This is a genomic window from Candidatus Syntrophosphaera thermopropionivorans (genome assembly GCF_004353895.1).
In the GTDB taxonomy this organism is placed as follows: domain Bacteria; phylum Cloacimonadota; class Cloacimonadia; order Cloacimonadales; family Cloacimonadaceae; genus Syntrophosphaera; species Syntrophosphaera thermopropionivorans.
In genome coordinates this window covers 144905-167427 of the sequence record NZ_SMOG01000002.1, presented here as the reverse complement: position 1 = coordinate 167427, position 22523 = coordinate 144905, and the positions used below count along the sequence as shown (strand labels likewise).

At 36.3% G+C, this 22523-nt stretch carries 15 protein-coding genes and 2 tRNA genes; 5 read left to right on the top strand and 12 right to left on the bottom strand.

The window, feature by feature from the left end:
* The 9 genes from E0946_RS02040 to E0946_RS02000 form a co-directional block, all read right to left on the bottom strand.
* On the bottom strand, nt 1-860 hold an 860-nt coding region (locus E0946_RS02040), incomplete at its 3' end, for a dihydrolipoyl dehydrogenase family protein (RefSeq protein ID WP_133200813.1).
* Nucleotides 861-871: 11 nt separating this feature from the next.
* On the bottom strand, nt 872-2329 hold the full coding sequence (rpoN, locus tag E0946_RS02035; RefSeq protein WP_133200796.1) for an RNA polymerase factor sigma-54: 1458 nt from the start codon (nt 2327-2329) through the stop codon (nt 872-874).
* On the bottom strand, nt 2326-3075 hold the full coding sequence (gene lptB, locus E0946_RS02030; protein ID WP_133200795.1) for an LPS export ABC transporter ATP-binding protein: 750 nt from the start codon (nt 3073-3075) through the stop codon (nt 2326-2328). Before lptB ends, rpoN begins: the two co-directional genes overlap by 4 nt.
* A 32-nt stretch (nt 3076-3107) precedes the next feature.
* Entirely contained in the window at nt 3108-4190 is a 1083-nt protein-coding gene (locus E0946_RS02025) for a hypothetical protein (RefSeq protein ID WP_133200794.1), read from the bottom strand.
* The gene (gene lptC, locus E0946_RS02020) at nt 4162-4734 is read right to left on the bottom strand and encodes an LPS export ABC transporter periplasmic protein LptC (RefSeq protein ID WP_133200793.1); all 573 of its coding nucleotides are present in this window, start codon (nt 4732-4734) and stop codon (nt 4162-4164) included. The genes E0946_RS02025 and lptC overlap by 29 nt, the downstream gene beginning before the upstream one ends.
* The gene (locus E0946_RS02015) at nt 4694-5251 is read right to left on the bottom strand and encodes a KdsC family phosphatase (RefSeq protein WP_133200792.1); all 558 of its coding nucleotides are present in this window, start codon (nt 5249-5251) and stop codon (nt 4694-4696) included. The genes lptC and E0946_RS02015 overlap by 41 nt, the downstream gene beginning before the upstream one ends.
* A complete protein-coding gene (gene kdsA, locus E0946_RS02010) occupies nt 5248-6051 on the bottom strand; it encodes a 3-deoxy-8-phosphooctulonate synthase (protein WP_133200791.1) in 804 nt (267 codons plus the stop codon). The genes E0946_RS02015 and kdsA overlap by 4 nt, the downstream gene beginning before the upstream one ends.
* Nucleotides 6052-6059: 8 nt before the next feature.
* Nucleotides 6060-7232, bottom strand: coding sequence for a methionine adenosyltransferase (gene metK / locus E0946_RS02005; RefSeq protein ID WP_133200790.1), 1173 nt, complete (start codon nt 7230-7232; stop codon nt 6060-6062).
* Between the two features lie 168 nt (nt 7233-7400).
* Nucleotides 7401-7476, bottom strand: a tRNA-Lys gene (locus E0946_RS02000).
* Nucleotides 7477-8061: 585 nt separating this feature from the next.
* Here E0946_RS02000 and E0946_RS01995 point away from each other — a divergent pair.
* The 5 genes from E0946_RS01995 (at nt 8062) to E0946_RS01975 (ending at nt 14147) form a co-directional block, all read left to right on the top strand.
* The gene (locus tag E0946_RS01995; RefSeq protein ID WP_165942055.1) at nt 8062-9138 is read left to right on the top strand and encodes a YihY/virulence factor BrkB family protein; all 1077 of its coding nucleotides are present in this window, start codon (nt 8062-8064) and stop codon (nt 9136-9138) included.
* Complete coding sequence (purH, locus tag E0946_RS01990; RefSeq protein ID WP_133200788.1) at nt 9135-10682, top strand: bifunctional phosphoribosylaminoimidazolecarboxamide formyltransferase/IMP cyclohydrolase; 1548 nt, start codon at nt 9135-9137, stop codon at nt 10680-10682. Before E0946_RS01995 ends, purH begins: the two co-directional genes overlap by 4 nt.
* A 48-nt stretch (nt 10683-10730) precedes the next feature.
* Nucleotides 10731-10825: transfer RNA gene (locus E0946_RS01985), tRNA-Ser, on the top strand.
* A 52-nt stretch (nt 10826-10877) separates the two neighbouring features.
* Nucleotides 10878-12584 carry a signal peptide peptidase SppA gene (gene sppA, locus E0946_RS01980; protein ID WP_133200787.1) on the top strand — a complete coding sequence of 569 codons (1707 nt, stop codon included), beginning with the start codon at nt 10878-10880 and terminating at the stop codon, nt 12582-12584.
* A gap of 6 nt (nt 12585-12590) precedes the next feature.
* Nucleotides 12591-14147 (top strand): Rne/Rng family ribonuclease, encoded by a 1557-nt coding sequence (locus E0946_RS01975; RefSeq protein WP_133200786.1) that lies wholly within the window; start codon nt 12591-12593, stop codon nt 14145-14147.
* A gap of 22 nt (nt 14148-14169) precedes the next feature.
* On the opposite strand, the gene E0946_RS01970 is transcribed toward E0946_RS01975, so the two are convergent.
* From E0946_RS01970 to E0946_RS01960, 3 genes are read right to left on the bottom strand one after another with little or no spacing between them, the layout of a single operon-like run.
* Nucleotides 14170-18342, bottom strand: a complete 4173-nt coding sequence (locus E0946_RS01970) for a S8 family serine peptidase (RefSeq protein WP_133200785.1) — start codon at nt 18340-18342, stop codon at nt 14170-14172.
* An 11-nt stretch (nt 18343-18353) separates the two neighbouring features.
* The gene (locus tag E0946_RS01965; protein ID WP_207930809.1) at nt 18354-19262 is read right to left on the bottom strand and encodes a PorV/PorQ family protein; all 909 of its coding nucleotides are present in this window, start codon (nt 19260-19262) and stop codon (nt 18354-18356) included.
* Between the two features lie 11 nt (nt 19263-19273).
* Nucleotides 19274-22381 (bottom strand): immune inhibitor A domain-containing protein, encoded by a 3108-nt coding sequence (locus tag E0946_RS01960; RefSeq protein ID WP_133200783.1) that lies wholly within the window; start codon nt 22379-22381, stop codon nt 19274-19276.
* Nucleotides 22382-22523: the final 142 nt, after the last annotated feature.

Sequence of the window (22523 nt, the reverse complement as noted above, 5' to 3'; positions counted from 1 at the left end):
ATAGCATTATGTTCAGTTTCCAGTTCCATTTGATTCCAATCAAGATTACAATTAGGGATGCGTCCAACACTTAGCAATACTTTATCTACCGTAAGAGTTGAGCCATTAGAAAGAGAGAGTTGCTGTCTCTGTGCAATTTCTTTAATATTTTCCACAGCGGTAGAAGTGTAAATCTTTATCCCGGCTTTTTTTAATGCTACCGTAAGTCTTTTGGATATCTCTTCATCTTCACTGGGAAGAATACGAGGAAGAAACTCTATAATAGAGGTTTGCACTCCAAAACTATTCATTATAGAAGCAAATTCACAACCAATAACCCCACCTCCAACTATGGCTAAGGATTCAGGTAAGGTTGAAAGATTGAGCATACCAGTTGACGATAAGATATTAACTTCATCTATGGCTATATTAGGTAAGGATTTTGGAAGTGAACCTGTGGCAATGACTACATATTGTGTTTCTATTTGTTCGCCCTTAGCTGTCTGGATTAAATATTTGTCATTCTCTAAGCTAATGGTTATGGCTCTATCTTTTAAAATGGGAATATTGCGTTTTCGGAAAATAAGCTCTATTCCATTTACCAGTTGTTCTACGATAGCATTTTTTCGGTTGAATACCTGTTCATAATCCAGTTCTGGTTTATAGGAAGGGAGACCATAATTTGAAGCAGAGCTCATTTCATAGTATAGCTCTGCACTTTTAACTAAGGCTTTTGTTGGAATGCAACCGCGATTTAGACAGACACCTCCAACTCTTTCTTCTTCAATCAGGAGGCATTCAATCCCATATTGATTTAACCTTATGGCTGTTTCATATCCTCCGGGTCCTCCACCAATTATAGTAACCTTAAATTCAGACAAGAGTTTCTCCTTTACATCCTGCGTAAACGACTATTTAGAATACCCAGTTCAAATCTATATTTAGCTACAATTCTTCGGGAAATAATTAACCCTTCCTTTTTAAGAAGATTAACTAATTCCTGGTCACTAAGAGGGTGTTTCTTATCTTCATTCTCTACCATCTTGCAAATAAAAGATTTAATCTGCTGACGAGAAATGTTTTCATTGCGAGTATCAATTCCAGCCGTGCTGGAGAAAAAGTCCTTCAAAGCATAAATTCCGTAAGGAGTTTCTGCATATTTATGTTTTACCACTCTGGATATAGTGGATTCATTAACTGAAAGCTCTCGTGCTATAACAGAATAGGTTAGAGGTTGAATTATACCTGTCCCATTATAGAAAAAATCGGATTGATACTTGATGATTGCCTTAGTAACTCGTTCCAAAGTGCGGGTTCGCATATAGATGCTCTTAATGAGAAATTTAGCACTATTTATCCGTTCTCTCACGAATTTAAGAGTTTCTTTATCCAGAAAACCATGTGCCATTAACTTAAGATAATGTGGACTGATGATTATATTAGGGCTTATATGGTCATTGATAATTACCTCAAAGTCGTCATCTATTCTTTTTATGGTAATATCGGGAACTATATAGGCAGTATTAGGAGTGAGAATTCGCAAACCTGGTTTAGGGTCAAGTTTAGCTATCACATCTCGCCAGAATAAGATACAATCCTCAGAAACGCCATAATAGGAGGCTATTTTTTGAAAACGACGATGAATTAAATTTTCAAATTGGTCAGTGCATAAACCTACAAGGATACTATTCTGGCGTTCTTCTTCAGATAATTGAGCTAACAGGCATTCACTGATATTGCGAGAAGTAATACCCTTGGGAGGTAATTGTAGTACTATGTTATGTATGACCTTTGCTCTTTCTGGAGAAATACCATAAGCTCTGGCAGCTCTTTCCAAATTAAATTCGGGAGATAGGTATCCATAACTATCGCAGTTATCAAGCATTTCGGCTACAAAATCTATCTCATTATCAGGCAAGGATAGAGGATAAAGTTGTTGCATAAATTGCTCAATGCCACTTTCTTCATAAATTAATAAAGCTTCACCTTTATCTTTTTCCGGTTTAGAAGAAGAACCTTCATAGTTTTGATGATATTCATTCCATTGGTCCAAAATTTCAGTTAGTTCCTTAGCTTCACTTATGGTCTGTCCCCATTCAAATGAACTATCTGTATCATCCAGGTTTTTCTGACTTTCTTCAGGAACAAATGTCATAGGGGTCTCTTCTAAATCTTCTTCTTCTTTTTCATCACGGAGTTCCAACAATGGATTGTTAACCAGCTCTTGTTTAATATAATTTTCCAGTTCCAGGATGGGAAGAGTGAGCATTTTCAAAGATTGTAGCATCTTTGGCTTTAAAGCAAGCTCCTGTTTTTCCTGCATTGATATGTTCTGATTAAAACTATTCATTGTCGGGACTCAAAAGGATTAGTTAAAAACCTATCTCCTAAATATAATTTTTTTGCTTTTTCATCATTTATCAGCTCCCATGAGGAACCGGATACTATAATTTTTCCTTCAAATATAATATAAGCACGGTTCACTATTTTCAAAGTCTCAAATACATTGTGGTCGGTGACCATTATTCCGATATTCTTATCTCTCAATTTAGCAATAATATCCTGAATATCTGCCACGGTGATAGGGTCAACGCCAGCAAAAGGTTCATCCATAAAGATGAATGTTGGATTAGTTAGCAAAGAGCGAGTAATCTCCAGTTTACGTCTCTCACCTCCAGAAAGAGTGTAAGCTTTTTGTTTGGCAAGAGGCGTTAGATTAAGTTCTGCTAAAGCTTCTTCCAGTTTTCTTTTTTGTTCCTGTTTACTTATCTTCAAAGTCTGCAATATAGCCAGTATATTCTCTTCTACGGTAAGTTTAGAAAAAATTGAAGGTGTCTGCGCTAGGTATCCCAGACCAAGTCTGGCACGACGATACATAGGAAGATGCGTTATATCTTTATTATCCAGCAGAACTTTTCCTTCATTAGGTTTGGTTAAGCCGAGAATCATATAAAAGGTTGTAGTTTTACCAGCTCCATTAGGACCGAGAATACCAACTACTTCTCCCTGTTGCATTTCCATACTGAGGTCGTTGACTACCTTGCGTTTTCCGTATATCTTTGCCAAGTGCTGGGCTTGAATTTTGTGAATTTCCATAAATTAACCCTTAGATGAATCTATTCTGTCTGTCAAGATTTGTTTTGGAATTTGTAGATACCCTTGATGTTCATATTCATCTTCATATAATCAAGTTTATTCTCTGGAGTAAACTGAACCTCCAGATAATCACCAGTGGCTGTGTTATCAAAGTAATCGTTTTTATCTGTCTTTTGACGAATATAGCGATATTGAACTGCTCTTTCAGCATTGAAAGAACGGATTTGGTTCTCTTCAAATCCAATATCAATATAATCTGCTACCACCCAGTTAAATTTAGGTCCCATTGCTTCTTCAGAAAATTCTACTCTACAGGAATCAACGAGTTCAGCTCTATTCAATTTTCTTTCTTTAAAATATAGATAAAATTCACCCGCTTCAGCTTTTGCATAATCAGAATGGAATTCTGGCATTCCCGTGAAGACAGCTTTATCTTCTTTTAAGAAATAGAGCAGAAAATCACTGACGGTTCGGTAATCACGGGTTTGAGCCTGGACATTGAAAGTTGCCACTAATTTCCGTTCTTTTTCAAAGTATTCCATCTTATCAGCATTCACATAAAGAGTATCTTCCTGAGCTGTGATTATTCTGGGTTTCTCAATCATATAAGCATAACCTTCATTTCTATCCCAAAAAGCGTAACCACAAAATATGGAAACATTCTCTTCTTTATCATAGGCAGAGACATTTTCCCATACAGTAATTTGATTATATTTTTGGTTATAGATAGCATAATTGGAACGAAACCACCGAAAAGCACTGCCTTTTTGGTTCTCTTCAATATAGATTTTTCCACCTGCATTAAGTTCATCGGGAATGCGATAGTAGGTTAAACTATCAGCAAACAGGGTTAAAGAATCATTATTAACCTTAACATTACCATCCAGACGGGCTATCTTTTGCAGATTGAAAATAGTGGCACGATCACTGTGAAATTCAGTCTTACCATAGAAGAAATGGACTTTACCTTCAAGACGCATTACCTGTTCATCCTGAACTTTAGTTAGATATAATTTATCTGAATGAATCACTCGTAAAGGCTCTGATTTTTGTGCCCAGATAGGAAGCAGAATTAAAAGCAGAACACTACCAATTAAGAAATTCTTTTTCTTCACATAAACCTTCTGCGGAGATACTATCCATTTCAGTTGGATAAATACTTAAATTTGTTCGGAGATTTCTTCCTCGTAATATATTTCCTGCTCTGACGAGCATAACTGTGTCCGGTGCAACTATGACATCGCTATTTCGGTCCCAAATCATACGATTGGTGTAGATGCTTCCTTCAGCTGAAATTAGCTTAACATTCCCATGTGCCATGATCATATTTCTGGCTTCATCTACAATTGTGCTATCTGCTTTTAAAAAAGAAGTTCCACCCGTTTTCTTGTCCAGAGCTTGAATTTCTACTTTATATGCATTCAGAATGCGGCGGTCGTAATAACGATCTATTCTTTCCGCATTTAAAATATAAGCGATTTTATTTTGTTCGTATTCGGTAAGAGTCACATTTGTGCTCGTCTCATCTGGAATCCCACGTTTCATTGATTCCGTTTGAATATCCAGTTTACTTTTTCCACAAGCACTAAGTGCTAATAGAGAGCATAAAAGGATTAACTCAACTGATAGAATTAAGATAGGAGAGCAATGCTTGCTCATAGATTCCTTGATTGGTAAGCAGTAGTTCAATGCATTCTCTAACTGCTCCTCTTCCACCACTATGTTGGGTAATAATATCACAAAAAGCTTTAACATCTTCACAGGTATCAGCTGGACAAACAGAGATGGCAGACCTTAGCATCAAAGGAAGGTCATTAAAATCATCGCCCATCATCAGTAGATTATCAAAGTCCAATCCAAGTTCCTGAAGTAACTGATTAATTTTATCCAGCTTTTTCAAGACTCCCTGGAAAAGAAAGTCTATCTTCAGGTCCTGGCAACGACGCTCTAAAAGAGGTGAATTTCTGCCGGTAATAACAGCGGTTTTAATATCAGTATGTTTTAAAATATTAAAACCCATACCATCATGAGCATCAAAATTTTTACTTTCATTGCCAGCACTATCGTAAATAATTCTTCCATCAGTGAGCACACCATCGCAATCAAAGACCATTAGTTTAATCTTTGTCCAGTCTAAAGAAGGTTTCAAAGGTTTTTGTATATTAATAAAATTCATTCGTTATCCTTTAAATGAGCTATTTTTAAACATTCCTTAATCAGAGGAGCAAGCATATTTAACCTCAACATACTTGCCGCATCACTCAAAGCTTGTTCTGGCTCAGGATGTGTTTCTATAAAAAGTCCCTGCACTTTACCTGTAGCTATGGCTGCTTTTGCCATCATAGGTGCAAATTCTGGATTGCCACCTGATACCTTACCAGCTGAGGGTAATTGGAGAGAATGCGTTACATCATAGACCACAGGATAGCCCAAAGAGTGCATAATACTGAAGCTGCGAAAATCTACTACCAGATTATGATAGCCAAAACAAGTTCCTCGTTCAGTGAGCAGTATTTGTTGATTATTTCCGGCTTTTAGTGCAGTTTGTTGCATATCTTCAGGAGCCATAAATTGCCCCTTTTTAATATTGATGATTTTTCCTGTAGCAGCTGTAGCTTGTATAAGTTCAGTTTGACGACAGAGAAAAGCTGGAATTTGCAGGATATCACAGATCTGAGCTGCTGCTTCAACTTCAATTCTTTCATGAACATCGGTTAATACAGGAAGATGGAATTCACTCTTTATATGTTCCAGAGAGCGTAAACCTTCTTCTTCACCCGGTCCCATATAGGAATCAACTGAACTTCTATTTGCTTTTTTATAAGAAGCTTTAAATACCACGATAATGCCAGTTTCTTCTTGCAGTTGAACTAAAGTTTCTGCCACTTTATGCATAACTGTATCGTTTTCTACCACACAAGGACCTGCAATTAAGAAGAAAGCTGGTGTGGTCTTAAGCTTTTGATATAAGTCCATTATCCTGCCTATTTTAATTCTTTGACCCTTTCCCAGGTAAAGTTTTCATCATCACGACCAAAATGACCATAGGAAGCAGTAGGGAAAAATATAGGTTTTCTTAAATCAAGATACTCTATTATCCCTTTTACTGTCAAGGGAAAACTCTTACGAATAAGGGATTCCAGTTCTTTTTCACTCATCTTACCGGTTCCGAAAGTATCCACCATCAAAGATACAGGTTCGGCTTCACCAATTATAAAACTAAATTGTAGCAAACATTCTTCTGCTAAACCAGAGGCGACAATACTTTTTGCTATATGTCTTGCCATATAGGAAGCACTACGGTCAACTTTGGTGGCATCTTTACCTGAAAAGGCTCCACCTCCATGTTGTGCCCATCCACCATAAGTATCAACTATGATTTTTCTTCCAGTAAGTCCTGTATCTGCAGCAGGACCACCGTCTTCCCATTCATTCAAAGGATTAATTTTCACCTGATAATTATTAGCTTGAAAAGTGCTGCAAGTATCGTTTTCCATTTCTTCTATGGTAGGTTTAATAACCAGTTGATTTATGGCTCGTTTCATTTCTTCAAATTCTGATTTGCTGATATGTTTATGATGAGTTGAGATAACAACAGTTTCCACTGAGACGGGTTTTCTACCACAAAAACGCATACTGACCTGGGATTTAGCATCAGGTAGGAGATAGGGGATAGTTCCATTTTTGCGAAGCTCTGCCAGATTTTGTAATAGCTTATGTGCCATTGCAATTGGGGCAGGCATATAGTGTCTGGTTTGAGTGCAGGCATAACCGAACATCAAACCCTGATCACCAGCCCCTTCATTTTCTCTTAATGCTGTTTCCTGGGAATGGAGATAGTTATTGATCTCACAATTATCATCAAAACCAATGCCAGGATGGATATAGCCAATGTTTCTAATTACATTACGTACGATAGGTTCTATATCCAGACTCAAGTTACCTGGAGAAGATATTTCTCCTGAAAGAATTACTCTATTTTCAGTGCATAGCGTCTCACAAGCTACTCGCGAGCTGGGATGCTCTTTCAAATAAGCATCCAGTATAGCATCTGATATCTGGTCACAGACCTTATCTGGATGACCTTCTGACACTGATTCAGAAGTAAACACATACTCATTTTTCTCACACGGTTTGTTCTCATGTAAGGCAGTCATTCATTTCTCCTTTATTAACTTACAGAATATATTTCCTGTTTCAAGATGCAGCTATGCTTCACTTTGTTTTTATATATAAAAAAATCCGGCTGCTAAAGCCGGATAAAATGCCGCACTTTAGCACATTTTGCCGCGGAGCAAAGGGCAAATCACCGCATCTAAAAATTTTGGTACATCTCCGGGGATTCGAACCCCGGACCCACTGATTAAGAGTCAGTTGCTCTACCAGCTGAGCTAGAGATGCATTTCTATACATATAAATTTTTATAATCCCCTTTGTCAAGCAAAAAAACTCCATTTTTTGATGACCTAAACTGTAGTCTAAGAATCCGATAATTGCTTCATTTTAGGTTTCTTTGTTTGTTATTAATTCGTAAACATTAACCTTCTAATAATAGGGGAACCGATGTCCAACTTATGTCCAGCTCATGTCCAGCTCATGTCCAGCTTATGTCCGAAATGGGACATAAGTTACCTGATAACATTACATAATGTCAACTTTAAGAATTGGGAATAAGAAATAACATATATGTATAATTGGGAAAATCCTTAACTTATTGATTAGAAATAAGGTTACTAAAATAAATGAGAGAAAAAAGAGGTGACAAAAGTTTTGAATTTAATGATTTTATTCTTGTTTTTTCTTATTGACAATTAGATAATGAGCTTTGAAATTGTATTAATTGGAAAAGTCTTATGAAATTATCTATCATTATAGCTGATTGTATTGAAGCTCAAAAACTTAATAGATTTAAGTGGTTGTTGCAAAGTAATTGTGAAAAGGATATTGTTGTATGAAATCAAGATTTAGTCTATTTAAGGAATGAAAATGGAAGAGAAAGAGAAAAAAGGCTTTTTCCAAACTATCTGGTTGCTTATAATTGGTATATTCAAGACCGCAAAATATGATATAGCAGTATTCTGGAAATATATAAGTAATTCTCAATGGCGAAAACGATTATGGGCAGATTTAACTAATTTCGTCAAATCATTTTATCAAATTCTTATGAAAGAAAGAGTATTAAGAGAAGCAGGAGCGCTAACTTATATAACTATTATGGGATTTGTACCAGTAGTGGTGTTCCTTATTTTCCTTGCGCCTACTCTACCTTTCCTGGATTTAAAAGAGAAAATATTCTCTTTAATCTCAGAAAATCTTATACCAAGTGCAGCTTTACAGGTGCAGAATATAATTCAGAATATGTTGGAAAATAAAGCAGGATTCAATATCATCAACTTTATAGTTATAGCAGTTTCCTCATATTCCTTATTTATAGTTATCAGGGATTCTTTTGACCGGATACTGAGACTTGAATTCAGAACTAAACCAGGGTTAATTAGTCAAATCATAAAGTTTTTAGGTACATTGATTCTGGGATTGCTTATTATGATTGTGCTTTTATCAACCTCGTCTATTCCAATTATATCTGGAATTTTAAAACTTCCTGTATTCAAATGGTTTAGTTTTTTAATACCTTTTTTGATGCAATATATTATTTTATTACTACTATATAGTTTGATGCCTTCAGTAACAGTTAAAGCAACTTCATTGGTTAGGGGTGCTTTTTGGGCTGCAATTATATGGCTAATTGCCAGAAGTGGATTTGATTTCTATATCTATAACTTAACCACCTATCCTGAAAGGTATGGTGCAGTCTCTGCTTTACCTATCTTTTTGCTCTGGATATATGTGAACTGGGTCATTATAATGAGTGGAATGGTGATGGTTTCAGTATATGAAAACAGGAAAAATGGTAAAGAACCAACAGAGAGTCCTCAGCAGATGGTTAGAGTTACGGTTGAAATGTATACTAATAGCAAATTAAATAAGCGTATAGAAAAACTCTTAGCCACAGAGGAATTGAAGAATATAGTTCAACAAGTAGATAATGATGAGGATAAATGAATAAATATGCTTTGCTTTCCGTTTCGGACCGTCGGAACATTGAAAAACTTGCTGCTGCCTTGAATGAACTGGGTTATGCTATTTTAGCAACGAAGGGGACATCCAATTATCTGGATAATATAGGGATTAATAACATAGAAATTGCTCGGTTAACACGGTTTCCTGAGATTCTCAATGGAAGAGTGAAAACGCTTCATCCCCGTATTTTCGCTGGAATTCTGGCAGATAGAGAAAATTTAGAACATATGAAAACTCTGGAAGAACTTGGAATTGATTGTATAGATTTAGTTGCAGTAAATCTGTATCCTTTTGCTGAAACCTGGTCTCGGGAAGGAGTAACTCATTCCGAACTAATTGAAAATATTGATATTGGAGGACCTTCTTTAATCCGTGCAGCAGCAAAAAACTACAAGAGTGTAATGGTCTTAACCGATCCTCAAGATTATGAATCTGTCTTAGCATATTTGCAGAATAATAAAGAAGTTCCTTTGGAATTGAGAATTCATCTGGCTCATAAGGCATTTGAGTATGTGTCCCATTATGATACAATAATAGCAGAATATTTTAAATCGCTGGATTCTTTTAAAGAATACTCACCGAATATACCTTCATATTATAGTATATCTTGTAAGCTGGAACAGCCTTTGCGGTATGGAGAAAATCCGCATCAAATGGCTGGTTTTTATCTTTCTCATCAATCTCCATTAGAGGTTTTATCAGGTAAGGAACTATCTTTTAATAATCATCAAGATATTGATGCTACTCTTAGAGGTTTGAGATTATTTGAACAACCAGCAGTTATTATTACCAAACATTGTAATCCCTGCGGAATTGGTGTAGATTCTGATTTGGCTCTTGCCTATGAAAAAGCTTATAAAAGCGATACCGATTCTCCATATGGTGGAATCGTAGGAGTAAATCGTTCCCTGGATATAAAGACAGCTGAATTAATAAATCGGGTCTTTACAGAAATCATAATAGCACCTGATTATGATACCGGAGTCCTGGAATTTCTTAAAAAGAAAAAGAATAGGAGAGTCATTAAATATAATCCAGAACTTTTAAACAAATTTTCAGAACCCTGGGAATTGAAATGCTTAACCTATGGATGGTTGCTTCAATCCTGGGATTTGGTACAGGAAAATCCTGAAGAATGGGAAGTAGTTTCAGAACAAAAACCAGAAAAGGATGAATGGGAAGCCCTTATATTCGCCTGGAAAGTTGTCTCCTTACTTCGTTCCAATGCTATTGCCATTACAGGTAAAGACCGGGTTTATGGGTTAGGTGCAGGACAAACCAGCAGGATTGATTCCACTCATCTTGCTCTCTGGAAAGCACAACGCTATGGACATAATCTTAGTGGTGCTGTCTGTGCTTCAGATGGATTCTTTCCTTTTCGTGATTCCGTAGATGAATTACATAAGTATGGAATTAAAGCAATCATAGAGCCAGGTGGTTCTAAATCGGATAATGAAGTTATTGAAGCCTGTAATGAATATGGGATAACCTTAGTTTTAACGGGTTATCGTCATTTCAAGCATTGATTTTTATTTGACAGAAAGGATGGCAAAAAAAATTATATCACCGAAAGCGGAGATGTGTCCGAGCTGGCTGAAGGAGCACGATTGGAAATCGTGTATATGTGCACAAACGCATATCCTGGGTTCGAATCCCAGCATCTCCGCCAGAATTTTTTATAGATATCCCAATTTTTTGGTAAATAGAGAGGAGCTTTATAGATGAAAAAAAATAGTGGAATTTATATTGGATGTGGTGTCATTGTTTTAATTCTGGCAGTTGCATTTTTAGCAGGATATTTTATTGGGTTTGCTCCCCAAGGAAAAAATGTTGCCCAAGGATCCTGGCTTGTTCTGGATTTAAGTGGACAGGTTACGGATTATTCTATCCTTCAGAGTTCCAATTTCCTGGGATATAATCCCTTAAGTGTTACAGATATCTGTTATAGGATACGAAAAGCTGCAGACGATAACAAAATCAAGGGCATCCTGATTAAACCTAATTTGCTACAGACTAATTATGCTAATCTAAATGAAATAGATGCAGCATTGCAAGATTTTAAGAAGAGTCATAAACCTGTGATTGCTCATGGTGAAGTCCTTGCTCAAAAAGATTATCTTCTTTGTGCGATGGCAGATAAAATCTTTATAGACCCTTCTGCTTCTGCTGGAATTGTGCTGGAAGGTGTTGCCAGTAATGTTCTCTTTTATAAAGATGCGCTTAAGAAACTTGGCATAAAGATGCATGTAATGCAGGAAGGTGAATTTAAAGGAGCAGCAGAACCCTATACTCAAAACTCTTTAAGTCCAGGCACAGAAGAAAATTTAAGGAAAGTTCTAAAAAGTCGCTATGAACTTATACAACAAGAAATATCAAAAATGCGCAGTATGAAAATAGATACAGTGCAAAATATCTATGAAAACAGACCAGATTTAACCATTGACGCTCAAGAAGCTATAAAATATGGTTTAATTGATGAAGCTGCCACCTGGGAAGAACTCCAGAAAAAATATGATATTACAGATAAATACCAGATTTCTATCTCTGATTATAAATCTGGCACAGAAGCTTCTATTTCTTCAGACAAAATTGCCGTGGTTTATCTTAGCGGTAATATCACTCCTTCAATTAATTATAATAATCCCAATGTGATAAGTTTAAATAGTGTAGATAGGATTTTGGATAAATTAGCTGATGATAAGACAGTTAAAGCAGTCGTTTTACGAATTAATAGTCCAGGAGGTTCAGCTCTTGAATCAGAATTGATTTATCAGCGAATCAAAGCATTTGAAAAACCAGTGGTTGTATCTATGGGAGGAATGGCTGCATCTGGAGGATATTATATAAGTTGTGCCAGTGATTATATAATTGCAGATCCCCAGACAATTACAGGTTCTATAGGAGTGGTAATGGCTCTTCCCGAAGCAGAAGAGCTGGGTAATAAGATAGGTATAGAAAGTCAAACTATAAGCTATGGGAAATTTGCTGGAGCAGGTAATATTTTAGAAAAGACTGATCCTGAACTCCTGGCTTCTTTGAAAAGAGAATCTGCTAGCGTATATGCCGAATTTAAACAAAGAGTGATGGACAGTCGTAAAATTGGTGCTGATAAAATTGATTTAGTAGCAGAAGGAAGAGTCTTTTCTGCTTCTGATGCTAAAGGTAATGGTCTAATTGATGATATAGGCAATCTTCAGTTTGCAATAACTAAGGCTGCTGACTTGGCAAAAATTACTAAATATGGGGTTGAATCATATCCTAAAAAGGTTACTATATGGGATTTGTTCCGTCAAGGTAATTGGTTACAGACCAGTTCAGCTAAAGCTATAAATAAAGAATCCAATGCTATTGAACCGATAGAAGATTATCTAAAAAAGACCTTACAGACCAATCAATGGCTATATTTTTGTCCCTATAAGCTGGATTAATGAAATATGAATCAATCAAGAAGCCACAAAACAGAACATAGTTATTCTAAAAGAGATAAATACATAACCGAAATCATCGTTAATGTGCATCCTCTGGAAAAGAGAGTGGCAGTTTTAGAAGATGGTAGATTAGTAGAACTCTTTGTAGAACGTAAAGATAAACAGAATATTGTTGGAAATATTTACAAAGGTATTGTAAAGGATGTGCTTCCGGGAATGGGGGCTGCCTTTATTGATATAGGTCTGGAAAGGACAGCTTTTTTACATTATTCAGATATAGTTATGGATTTTCTTGATATTTATGAAAATGAAACTCCTCATCCCAGACTTAACCCTAAGGATTCTTCTCAGATTGGCAATCTACTTAAACCAGGTCAGGAAATTGTAGTACAGGTTCATAAAGGTCCTCTTGGTTCTAAAGGAGCAAGACTTACGGGTCAAATTTCTGTTCCGGGTAAATATTTAGTGCTCTTTCCCAATAAACATAAGATTGCTATCTCTCGTAAAATCTACAATCCGAATGAACGTTATCGTATCCGAAATATTATCAGCAACTTCAAAGATCCCAATTTTGGCTTAATAGTTAGAACGGAAGCTGAAGGTTGTGAAGAAGATGAATTACGCACCGAATATGAAGCTCTTTTAAAGACCTGGAAACTGATTGAAAAGAAAATACGCTATCATAAAGCACCGGTCTGTGTCTTTGAAGAAAATGCTCTGGAGAATTATCTGATTAGAGACCTTTTTGGCGAGAATGTTGACCGTCTGGTGATTGATGATAAAGCCTTCGCCAAAAGTATAATCCATCAAATGGAAGATATATCTCCAGAATTGATTCATAATATAGAGATATATAAAGAAGATACCCCTATCTTTGATGCCTGGGGTATTGAAAAAAAGATTGAAACCATATTCCATTCACGAATATATCTTCCCAGTGGAGGAAATATTAAGATAGAGCAAACTGAAGCTCTGGTCGCTGTAGATATTAATACTGGTAGCTTTACAGGAAAAACAAATTATGAGGAAACCATTAAAAAGACCAACCTGGAAGCTGCAGCAGAAATAGCACGTCAAATAAGACTTCGGGACTTAAGTGGTGTAATTATTATAGATTTTATTGATATGGCAAATGAACAAAATAAACAAGAAGTTCTGGAAATGCTAAGAAAAAACCTTAGAAGAGACCGAGCTAAAAACAAGGTCTATAATTTTACTGAACTGGGTCTGGTGGAAATGACACGGAAAAGAATGAGAACTTCGCTTATCGCTAATTTTTCAGATCCCTGTCCACTCTGTCATGGAAGTGGACGCATTGTTTCCAAAGACACTATGTTAATGCGTATTTATAGATGGTTAAATCGATCAGAATATTTTATTAAAGATAGGAAATTGCGTATCATTGTTCATCCTGAGTTATTAGAACATATACAGAATAATTACGAATATTTTACCGCTTACAAGGACCAAATAGAAATAGTTTCCGACCCAGAAATGCGTACTGACCAGTTTAAAGTTCTACTTTTGCCCGATTTAGAAGATATAACCGCCAAATTCAGCTAATCTGTGAGCTTAATCTTAACCTTTATTTTATGATTGCTATTTTACCCCTGGCAATATTGCCCCCCATTTCTACTACATAGAAATATATACCGGAAGAGACTAACTTTCCATCGTTGTTCTTTAAATCCCATATCCAATCTATATTATTAATTTCTGGATTAAAAGGACCTATGGCAGAACTACGAACAAGATTACCTGAACTATCATAAATTTTTATATGACCTCTCTTACCTGCAGGGAAATTAAGGATGTGACATTGTAAGTCATTAAATCTTACGGGATTGGGATAAACTACCAGATTCTTTAAATCATGATTATTACTCATATAAAAACGAGTGGTAGAATATTGTGGTATAATAGGATTACCTGCCAAATCCCTAACATTACGCACCACTATTTGATAGGGTGAGGAACCAAATTTTAATTTATGAGACAGAGAGACCTGAACCCGGTCATCTAAATGAGAAACTGATACTATACTGTTGTCCGGGTCATTGGAATGACAGATTAGAGTATAGTTATGCAATTGTTCGGGACTGGGATTGTCCGGAGCTAATGATTCGCTGAAAGTAATTTCCACCGTCTTTTGGTCATTTAAAACTACTGCTCCGGTAACCTTAGGTGGTTCAGTATCAGCAATCCAATAGAATTCATATTGATTTTCAGCCAGAGGAATATTATAAGCACTAAGCATAGTTCCCAGAGTAAGTAAAAATGGTTCACTTGTTTCAGGAAAGATCTGGCTGAATTGCAGCTGAACTCCATAGTAATAATTGATATAATTCACTGAAGAAGGATGCGACATCCCTTTATCTACTGTGTAAAGAGAAGGATTACAGATAGAGGTTGCCATTGGCTGATCAAACATTACTCGCAATCTATTAGGACCTATCATAGTAACACTTTCAATATGGGGGACAGGATAGGGAATAACGGTTTGCCAGATAGTTGGAGCACTTTCTGAAGGTGTAAAATTAGAATTATAAGCGGTAATAGCATATTGATAGGTGCAACCTTCTTCCACATTTAAATCAATATAGGAATTCCCTGTAACATTATCCAAAATATATATCTGATTGTTTTCTTCTTTTCTGTAGATTCTATAATAATCAGCACCATTGTTTATCCAACTTAATTGAACTGAGGATTCATTTAGAGGTCTGGCAATAAAATTAATGGGTGTTGGTGGTCCTGTATAGGGTGCATCTTGAGTCCATACAACGGAAATAAGGGAGTCCTTTTCAACTTCATAATTTGTTAAAAAGAACGATTGATTAGGATGATCTATATAAGCAAGAATGGAATAGGTATTGTAACTATTCCCATAAAATTGAGGCTGGAATTTACTATCTTGATATTTAACTATGTATAAATTAGGTGAGATAGCTAAAATAATTTCATCTTTCCCATCATTATCCAGGTCTGCTGCTTGAATAGCATTTTTAGAAGCCACTTGATTGAACATTATGGAGCCCATAGAAGTATAGTTATTATTGGACACATTTTTAAAACCTTCAAAATACCAAAAATTGAGGTTGGGGTCAAGTTTATCCGTATAATATCCACCTATGAAGAAATCCTGCCTTCCGTTGCCATCAAAATCGCCACTGGTAAGATAATAAGTGTTTCCAACAGGCATCTTTTGGGTCCAGGTTAGTTCTGCAAAATTATCGTTGCGAATCTCATAAATCATTACATCACCATCAGTATCAGCTACTAAGATATCCGGATAGCTATCATTATCAAAGTTCTTAACAATGATGGTAGGGACAAAAGCATTGTAAGATGTAGTTGAACTGGTATTATGCAAAGTGTTTTTGGGGACAAAGATGTTTCCTGATCGTTTATATGCCTGAATAACTCTTTCTGTGGGAAGAGTTTTAACCAATAGAAGATCATCTATACCATCATTAGAATAATCAGCTATGGTGCCTCCATCTATAGAACGGTCTTCCCAAAGGGCAATATTAGGATACGAACTATTTTGACTTTCTAAGACGGTGGCGGTGCCATATTTTAAGGTTAAAAGTTCTTGTCCAATATTGTTAGTATTTCCTGCACCAAGGAGCCAGAAAGAATCACCAAAAGAATGGCTTACTATATGTCCTCCAGCTTCAGGTTGATAAGCATAAACCGGTCCATAACCTGTTTTGGGTAAGTCCATAGCAATATATTCTTTTATACCATCACCATTATAATCATAGCTATAATTCAGGGGAACTTTTGGTCCTCCTAAAGGACTATAGATATACCCATAATTTGGTATGAGCTCATAATGTATATTCAGAAAGCCATTATACCAATCAGATAGGAAGGTTAAGTTACTTACATTAGTAGCTTTAACCTGAATGTCTATTTGCCCCTCAGGTAGAGTTTCAGGTAAAGACCATATTTGTAAAGTATCCAGCATAGCTCCATAGCTGTGATAATGAGTTCCGTTTGAAGCTATTATATCAAGTTCAGAGCGTACTGGTTCATTAAATACTGCAATAATATAATATCTTAAGTTTTGTTTATCATAACGAGTGAATTGTTGCAAGGAGTTTTCTTTCATTTGTGGAGGTGAAGGGTCATAAATAACTGTCCGGAAAAAGTTATATTTACTTCCGTTTATTGCTTCATATTGCACCCGGATAATATACTCTCCTTCAGCAAATGATTCTGGTATATAAAAATGAGCTAAAACTCCATTTTGTACAGGTTGGGTGTGGAATTTTGGATAGTTATGATGGGTTTCCACATCATACCAATCCAGAAGCGAAGGAACAGATTTGTTGGAATACATAACAGAATAGCGGAAGAAATTGTTACCCTGGACTGTGCCTATAATATCAAAGCTTTCTGTTAAACCGCTCTGGTCCAGAGGAGAGTCAATATAAACAAGCGGAGGTGCTGTGTTTTCCAGAAGCCTTTTAGCGTTTAATAAGCCATGTCCATAATATTGATCAAAGCCCGGGGCACCTAAATCATCAGTGGCAGTTAAAAGACGTGAACGAACTTCACTTGGACTGAGTCCAGGATGTAATGATAATAATAAAGCAGCTGCACCTGAAACAAAGGGTGCAGACATAGAGGTTCCGCTTTGTTCATAATACTGATTTCCCGGGTCAAGTTTATAAGTGCTCAACACCATTTCACCAGGAGCAACGAGGTCTAAATCAGGTCCATAACTGGAAAATCCAGCCAGAGTGCGTGTTCTATTGATAGCACCAACGGAGATAGCAGTGGAAAGTTTAGCTGGATAGCTTATATAAGGTCCAGGATCATTTCCTGCGGATGCTACTAAAGTTACTCCTCTGGAATAAGCATAAGCACAAGCATCTCCTATTATCGGAGAGTAATTAGGGTCACCCCAGCTCATATTGATAACATTACATCCATTATCAGCAGCATAAATTAGAGCAGCTGCAGCATCGTCATCCTGTAAATAGCCTTGACCATCAACTGTCAGGAAACCTGATCTAACTATCATCAATTTAATATTCCAGTTAACTCCACAGATTCCTACTCCATTATTTCCTACACCTCCAATAATTCCAGCTACGGCAGTGCCATGAAAGTTTTCATCTTCCACATTATTATCAGGATTAAGGTAATCTCCAATAGCGATATCAGCTAATTCAGGAGCATCAACGAAATCCCAGCCATAAATATCATCAATATATCCATTATTATCATCATCTATACCGTTATCGGGAATCTCTCTTGTGTTTACCCAGATATTAGCAGCAAGGTCAGGATGGTTAATTAAACATCCTGAATCAACAATTCCAACGACCACTGTAGAACTGCCCGTGCAATAATCCCAGGCTTGAGGATTAGAAATTATGGTATGGTATTGACGAGGGAATAGGGGGTCATTTGGTATGGTGTGAAAAGTTGATAAATAGTTTGGTTGAATATACTCAATTCCAGCAAACTTTATCTTACCTTCTTTCAAATCCTTCCAGTTTGGTTCTTGTTCAAGATTAGCAAAGAAATACTGGTTATTAGGCATTCCTTTAATTGGTCTTAAATTATATGCTCCTAAAGTGCTGAGCCAGTTGTCAAAAGAAGTTATACCAGTTTGGTCAGATTTTATATTCAGTGGCTGACTGGTTTTGAAAATAAGCTGTCCCGGAGTATATTCCAGAGCAGATAAAACAGTTAAACTGATTAAAAAGAAAAAGAGGAAGGGAATATAGCATTTTCGCATAAGTATGCCACTTAAAAGTGATAGGAAAGACCAAAAGAATGAACATTGTTCAGATGGTCAGAAAAAGAACCCCAGCCATAATCTATACTGAGGTTTTTCCAGTTCAATCCCAGACCAGCAGTAAGATTTTCTGCATCATAATTGATTTTATAACCTATTCTAAGAGCCAGGAGTCTTTGAAATAACTCAATTTCGGAACTTACTGCGGCTTTCCAATTTTCATCCACTGCTTTTATTCCACTGAGTTCAAATGTAATATCTGTATTTTGATAATTTATACTTTTACTCAAGTCCATCTCTAAACTTGGAGCAAAAAGGGTGCGCTCTTCATCCATAGCACTGGAAATGCCTAAATTACGGACAGATAAATTAAATTGTGTTCCTGCAATTGGAGTTAACCAGGTAACACCGAGGTCGGTATGTAGTCCGAGACTGGAATCAGTATCCAGTTTTTCATAAGCTATTCCCACATTCACACCAGCATATATAGAAGGGGTTAATCGCTTAGCATAATTACCAAGAAGGTCTATATCTAAGGGAGAATAATATCCTATCAACATTCCATTGTCATCGCGGAGTTCTAAGTCACCATAATCCAGGCTACGAAATGCTAATCCAAAATGACTCTTACGATTAGACCAGGAATAGTAAAGATTATCACAGGAGGTATCAGCTAACCAGATGATATGGCTTGCACCAATGCTTTTATGAGCTTCTATGGTTGACGAGGCAGGTTGACGCAGAAAAGAAGCTAATTCCGAAGAGCTACTTATTCCTCTACCAGCCTGAGAAAGTGAAATTGGATTGGTGCTAATATCCAAGAATTGATAGCCATATTTTCCTGCATTATGATGTATATCCGCATTAAGGAATACGGAAAATAGCATTATCAGTGAAAGTATTAAAGCTACTTTATGCACAGAAAACTCCTTCATTTTTCCACCGCAAATTTAATTTGTTTAGTATCTCTATATCCAGAAATCACTGCGATATAGACCCCATTATGTAACCTATCTTCGGGGAAATCTATCAATTCACGATTACGAAGATAAGCTCGGGCATAAGCTTTTTGAGAGTAGACCAGGCTTCCATTAATGTCAAAGATTTTGATTTCAATAGGGGTATCCTGACTGGTCATTACATTGAGGGTAAGTTTATTACCAAAAAGGGGTTTCAAGGGATTAGGATAAATATAAACTTCACCTGGAACAAAGAGCTCAGTGGTCTGAAACTGATTTGAGAGAAATGAATCATCACGACTGGAGTGTCTTTGCAGATTTCCATACTCTGTTAACCATCCACTGGAGAAGTTTTCCAAGACTGCATCAGGAAGTAAGGTACGATAAATAGTTCCATTATCGGAAGCCACCCAAGCATAGATATTCCCATCTGAAGCCTTACCAAAGAAAGGTAAATTACGACTACGATTACCAAAAGACACAGGAAATCCTTTTTTGACCCGAAAATTTTCTTCCCAGCATATCAATCTATTATTGCTAAAAGAACCAAGTAATTCATTCTTCCCATCATTATCTAAATCTAACACCACTGCTCCTGCGTTAGAAGCTAAGCTATCAGAAGCAGGTAAAAAGACTGATATCGGACTCATTCGGGAACCTGAATGGTCTATAATAGCGAATCCTTCATCTGAAGTAATTATCAAATCCAAACTACCATTTATGTCCCAATCGGCAATAGTTAAAGGAGCGGTAGTATGCATATTATGGATGTAGGGGAAACCGGGTAGCAAATTTAATTCATTATCAAAGACATAGATAGAATTAGTAAATTGAACAATCAGTTCACCTGCTCTATTTATGCTTTTAGGTTGCAGGGGTGCCTTGAAAATGGCTACTAAGGTGGAATCTATAGGAAGATTTAATTGTTTTTCTTCCCATTCAGTATTAATTAAATCATAATTCCAGATAGAATAAGAGCTTCCCTTTTTGTTCAAGACATAAAGGTTGTTCCTGAAAAGAATCATATTAGCGACCACGGGAAAGTCAAATTGTGTCACTTGTTGAAGCTCATCTTCTATCTTATTATAGCTAAATATATAACTTTTAGTGTTATCATTATCATTGAGGGCAAAATAAAGCTTATCTCCGTCGGAAACAGGATGGGTTGCCCAATTGCATCCAGGAAAGTTTCCTATAAATCTTTTATCACTATTACTTAGTTTATAGAGTCGGGCTAAACTTTGATATTGCATTGGAAGGTAAAATGAAGAACCATCCCAAACATAGTTTTGGGTTACCGGTTGCAATGCAAGAGGAAAACCTGGCATAAGAGTTTCATTTTTCCACATATAAAGCAAGCCATTGGGCATAGGATAGAAAATCTCAGTTTCTGAATCACCATCAAAATCTACCATACAAGCATTGATAGGATTATCACCTTCATAATTAGCATAAAGTTTCCAGCCAAAGCTAACGGAAAAATACATAACATTGCCACTATTGCTTATATCATAAACTTCAAGTGGGACACCACCATAATAGCTTTCTGCTGCTGGTAAAGAAAGCAATCCATTATGGAATCTATTGCCAAAATAATCATTGTTACCATTGCGGAAACTATCATAGGGACTGCCATATTTATAAAGACTATAATTAGCAGTATCCAGATGCTCTATTCCATCAGCTTCTTCTAAATCCACACCTTTATGAGCTGAATCAGCATTTACGCTATTCAAATCAAAATTAGGTGTGAAGTTTTGAGCTATTACATTTTCATCTATGTGCCAGATTAGCAATCCCGAACCATCCACAGGAATGTTCATCCCTGAAGGAATAGGACCTCCTAAACCTGGTAACATAAAATCCCATTCACTGCCTTTATATCTATTTTTCATAAAATTGAAATAAGGAAGAAGAGGATAATTTTCGTAATAATCTTGCTCACCTTCTGGAAGGAGAGGGAAAGAATAACTGGGAAGTCCAGTATAAGGGTCAGTGCTTCCATCGGGATTTTGTTGTCTATTCTCTATCAGGAAATATTCTCTGCTGGATATAGGGAGTTTGTATAATCTATTTGCAGAAGGATTGTGATTCAAAAAATAATCTACCGGAACATTTTCAGTATCAGTCGTAATTGTAATTACAGGTTCCCAATCTAAGTATAATCTGCACCAGGGATCAAGTTGAGCTGGAACATAACCATTTGCATTCCAGATACCCGTACCCATTAAACCCCAGTTTCCTATACCTTGGGAAGCTCCATTAGAGGAATCAGTATCAAAAAGAGAAGGTAAACCTAAAATATGTCCAAATTGATGTGCAAGAACACCATAAATGCTAAAAATATATGATTCGGCATTAGGTTCTCCTTCAGCTGGGAAATAATCCTGAAATTCATTCTCCGGTAATATCACAATGTTCTTTAAATGTACACCATCAGCTAACCAGCCTTGATAATTGTCATTATCGGGGTCAAACCAGGATTGTAGTCGCTTACGAGTTAAAAAGGTAGACCAGATTTCTCCAGTTCTTATTCCATTTATGTCTGATTCCTGTCCAGCTCCAGCATGAAAAATTATAAGTCCATCATAAAGACTGAAGTCTATTTCTGGATCAGCCATCTGTAAAAGTGTCTGAGTAAATTCATTTAAGTTTACATCAATATTATCTGCAGTATCTCTTCCATAGTAAGACATATTTTCGGGTAAAGTAAATACTGAAGGATGGAGAGTGTAATTTAGCTCATAATTTCCATGAGATGCATCAGCATAAAAATCGCTTAAATGGAGCATCCAGCGATCAAAAAAAGCATCATTATGTGCCAGATTATCGGGCCAGGAAGGATTATTTATAAAATGAACATCCTGAAATTGCACTCTAAGAACCAGAATATTATGTGGTAAGGTCTTGGAATCTAATCTATTAGGGGAGGTAAAATTTGTAGGTAATTCAATTTTTGTGGGAGTATAAGCAGCAGGTATATCCTTATATAAGGGATGAGGTGGGACCATAGCTTCTACATAAACGGATAAGGTAATAACCAGGACCAGGCATATAATTCTTATGGGTTGAAAGTGCATAGTTGGACTTCCTGCTAAAAATCTATAAAGAAAAAAAACCGCTAAAATTCAGTTAAACACTATTCTTACTTTTGATTCTTTAAAAGAAATCAATGATTTTTAGTCAACAAAAAACCCGTTCTACCATGTAGATGTAAGATAG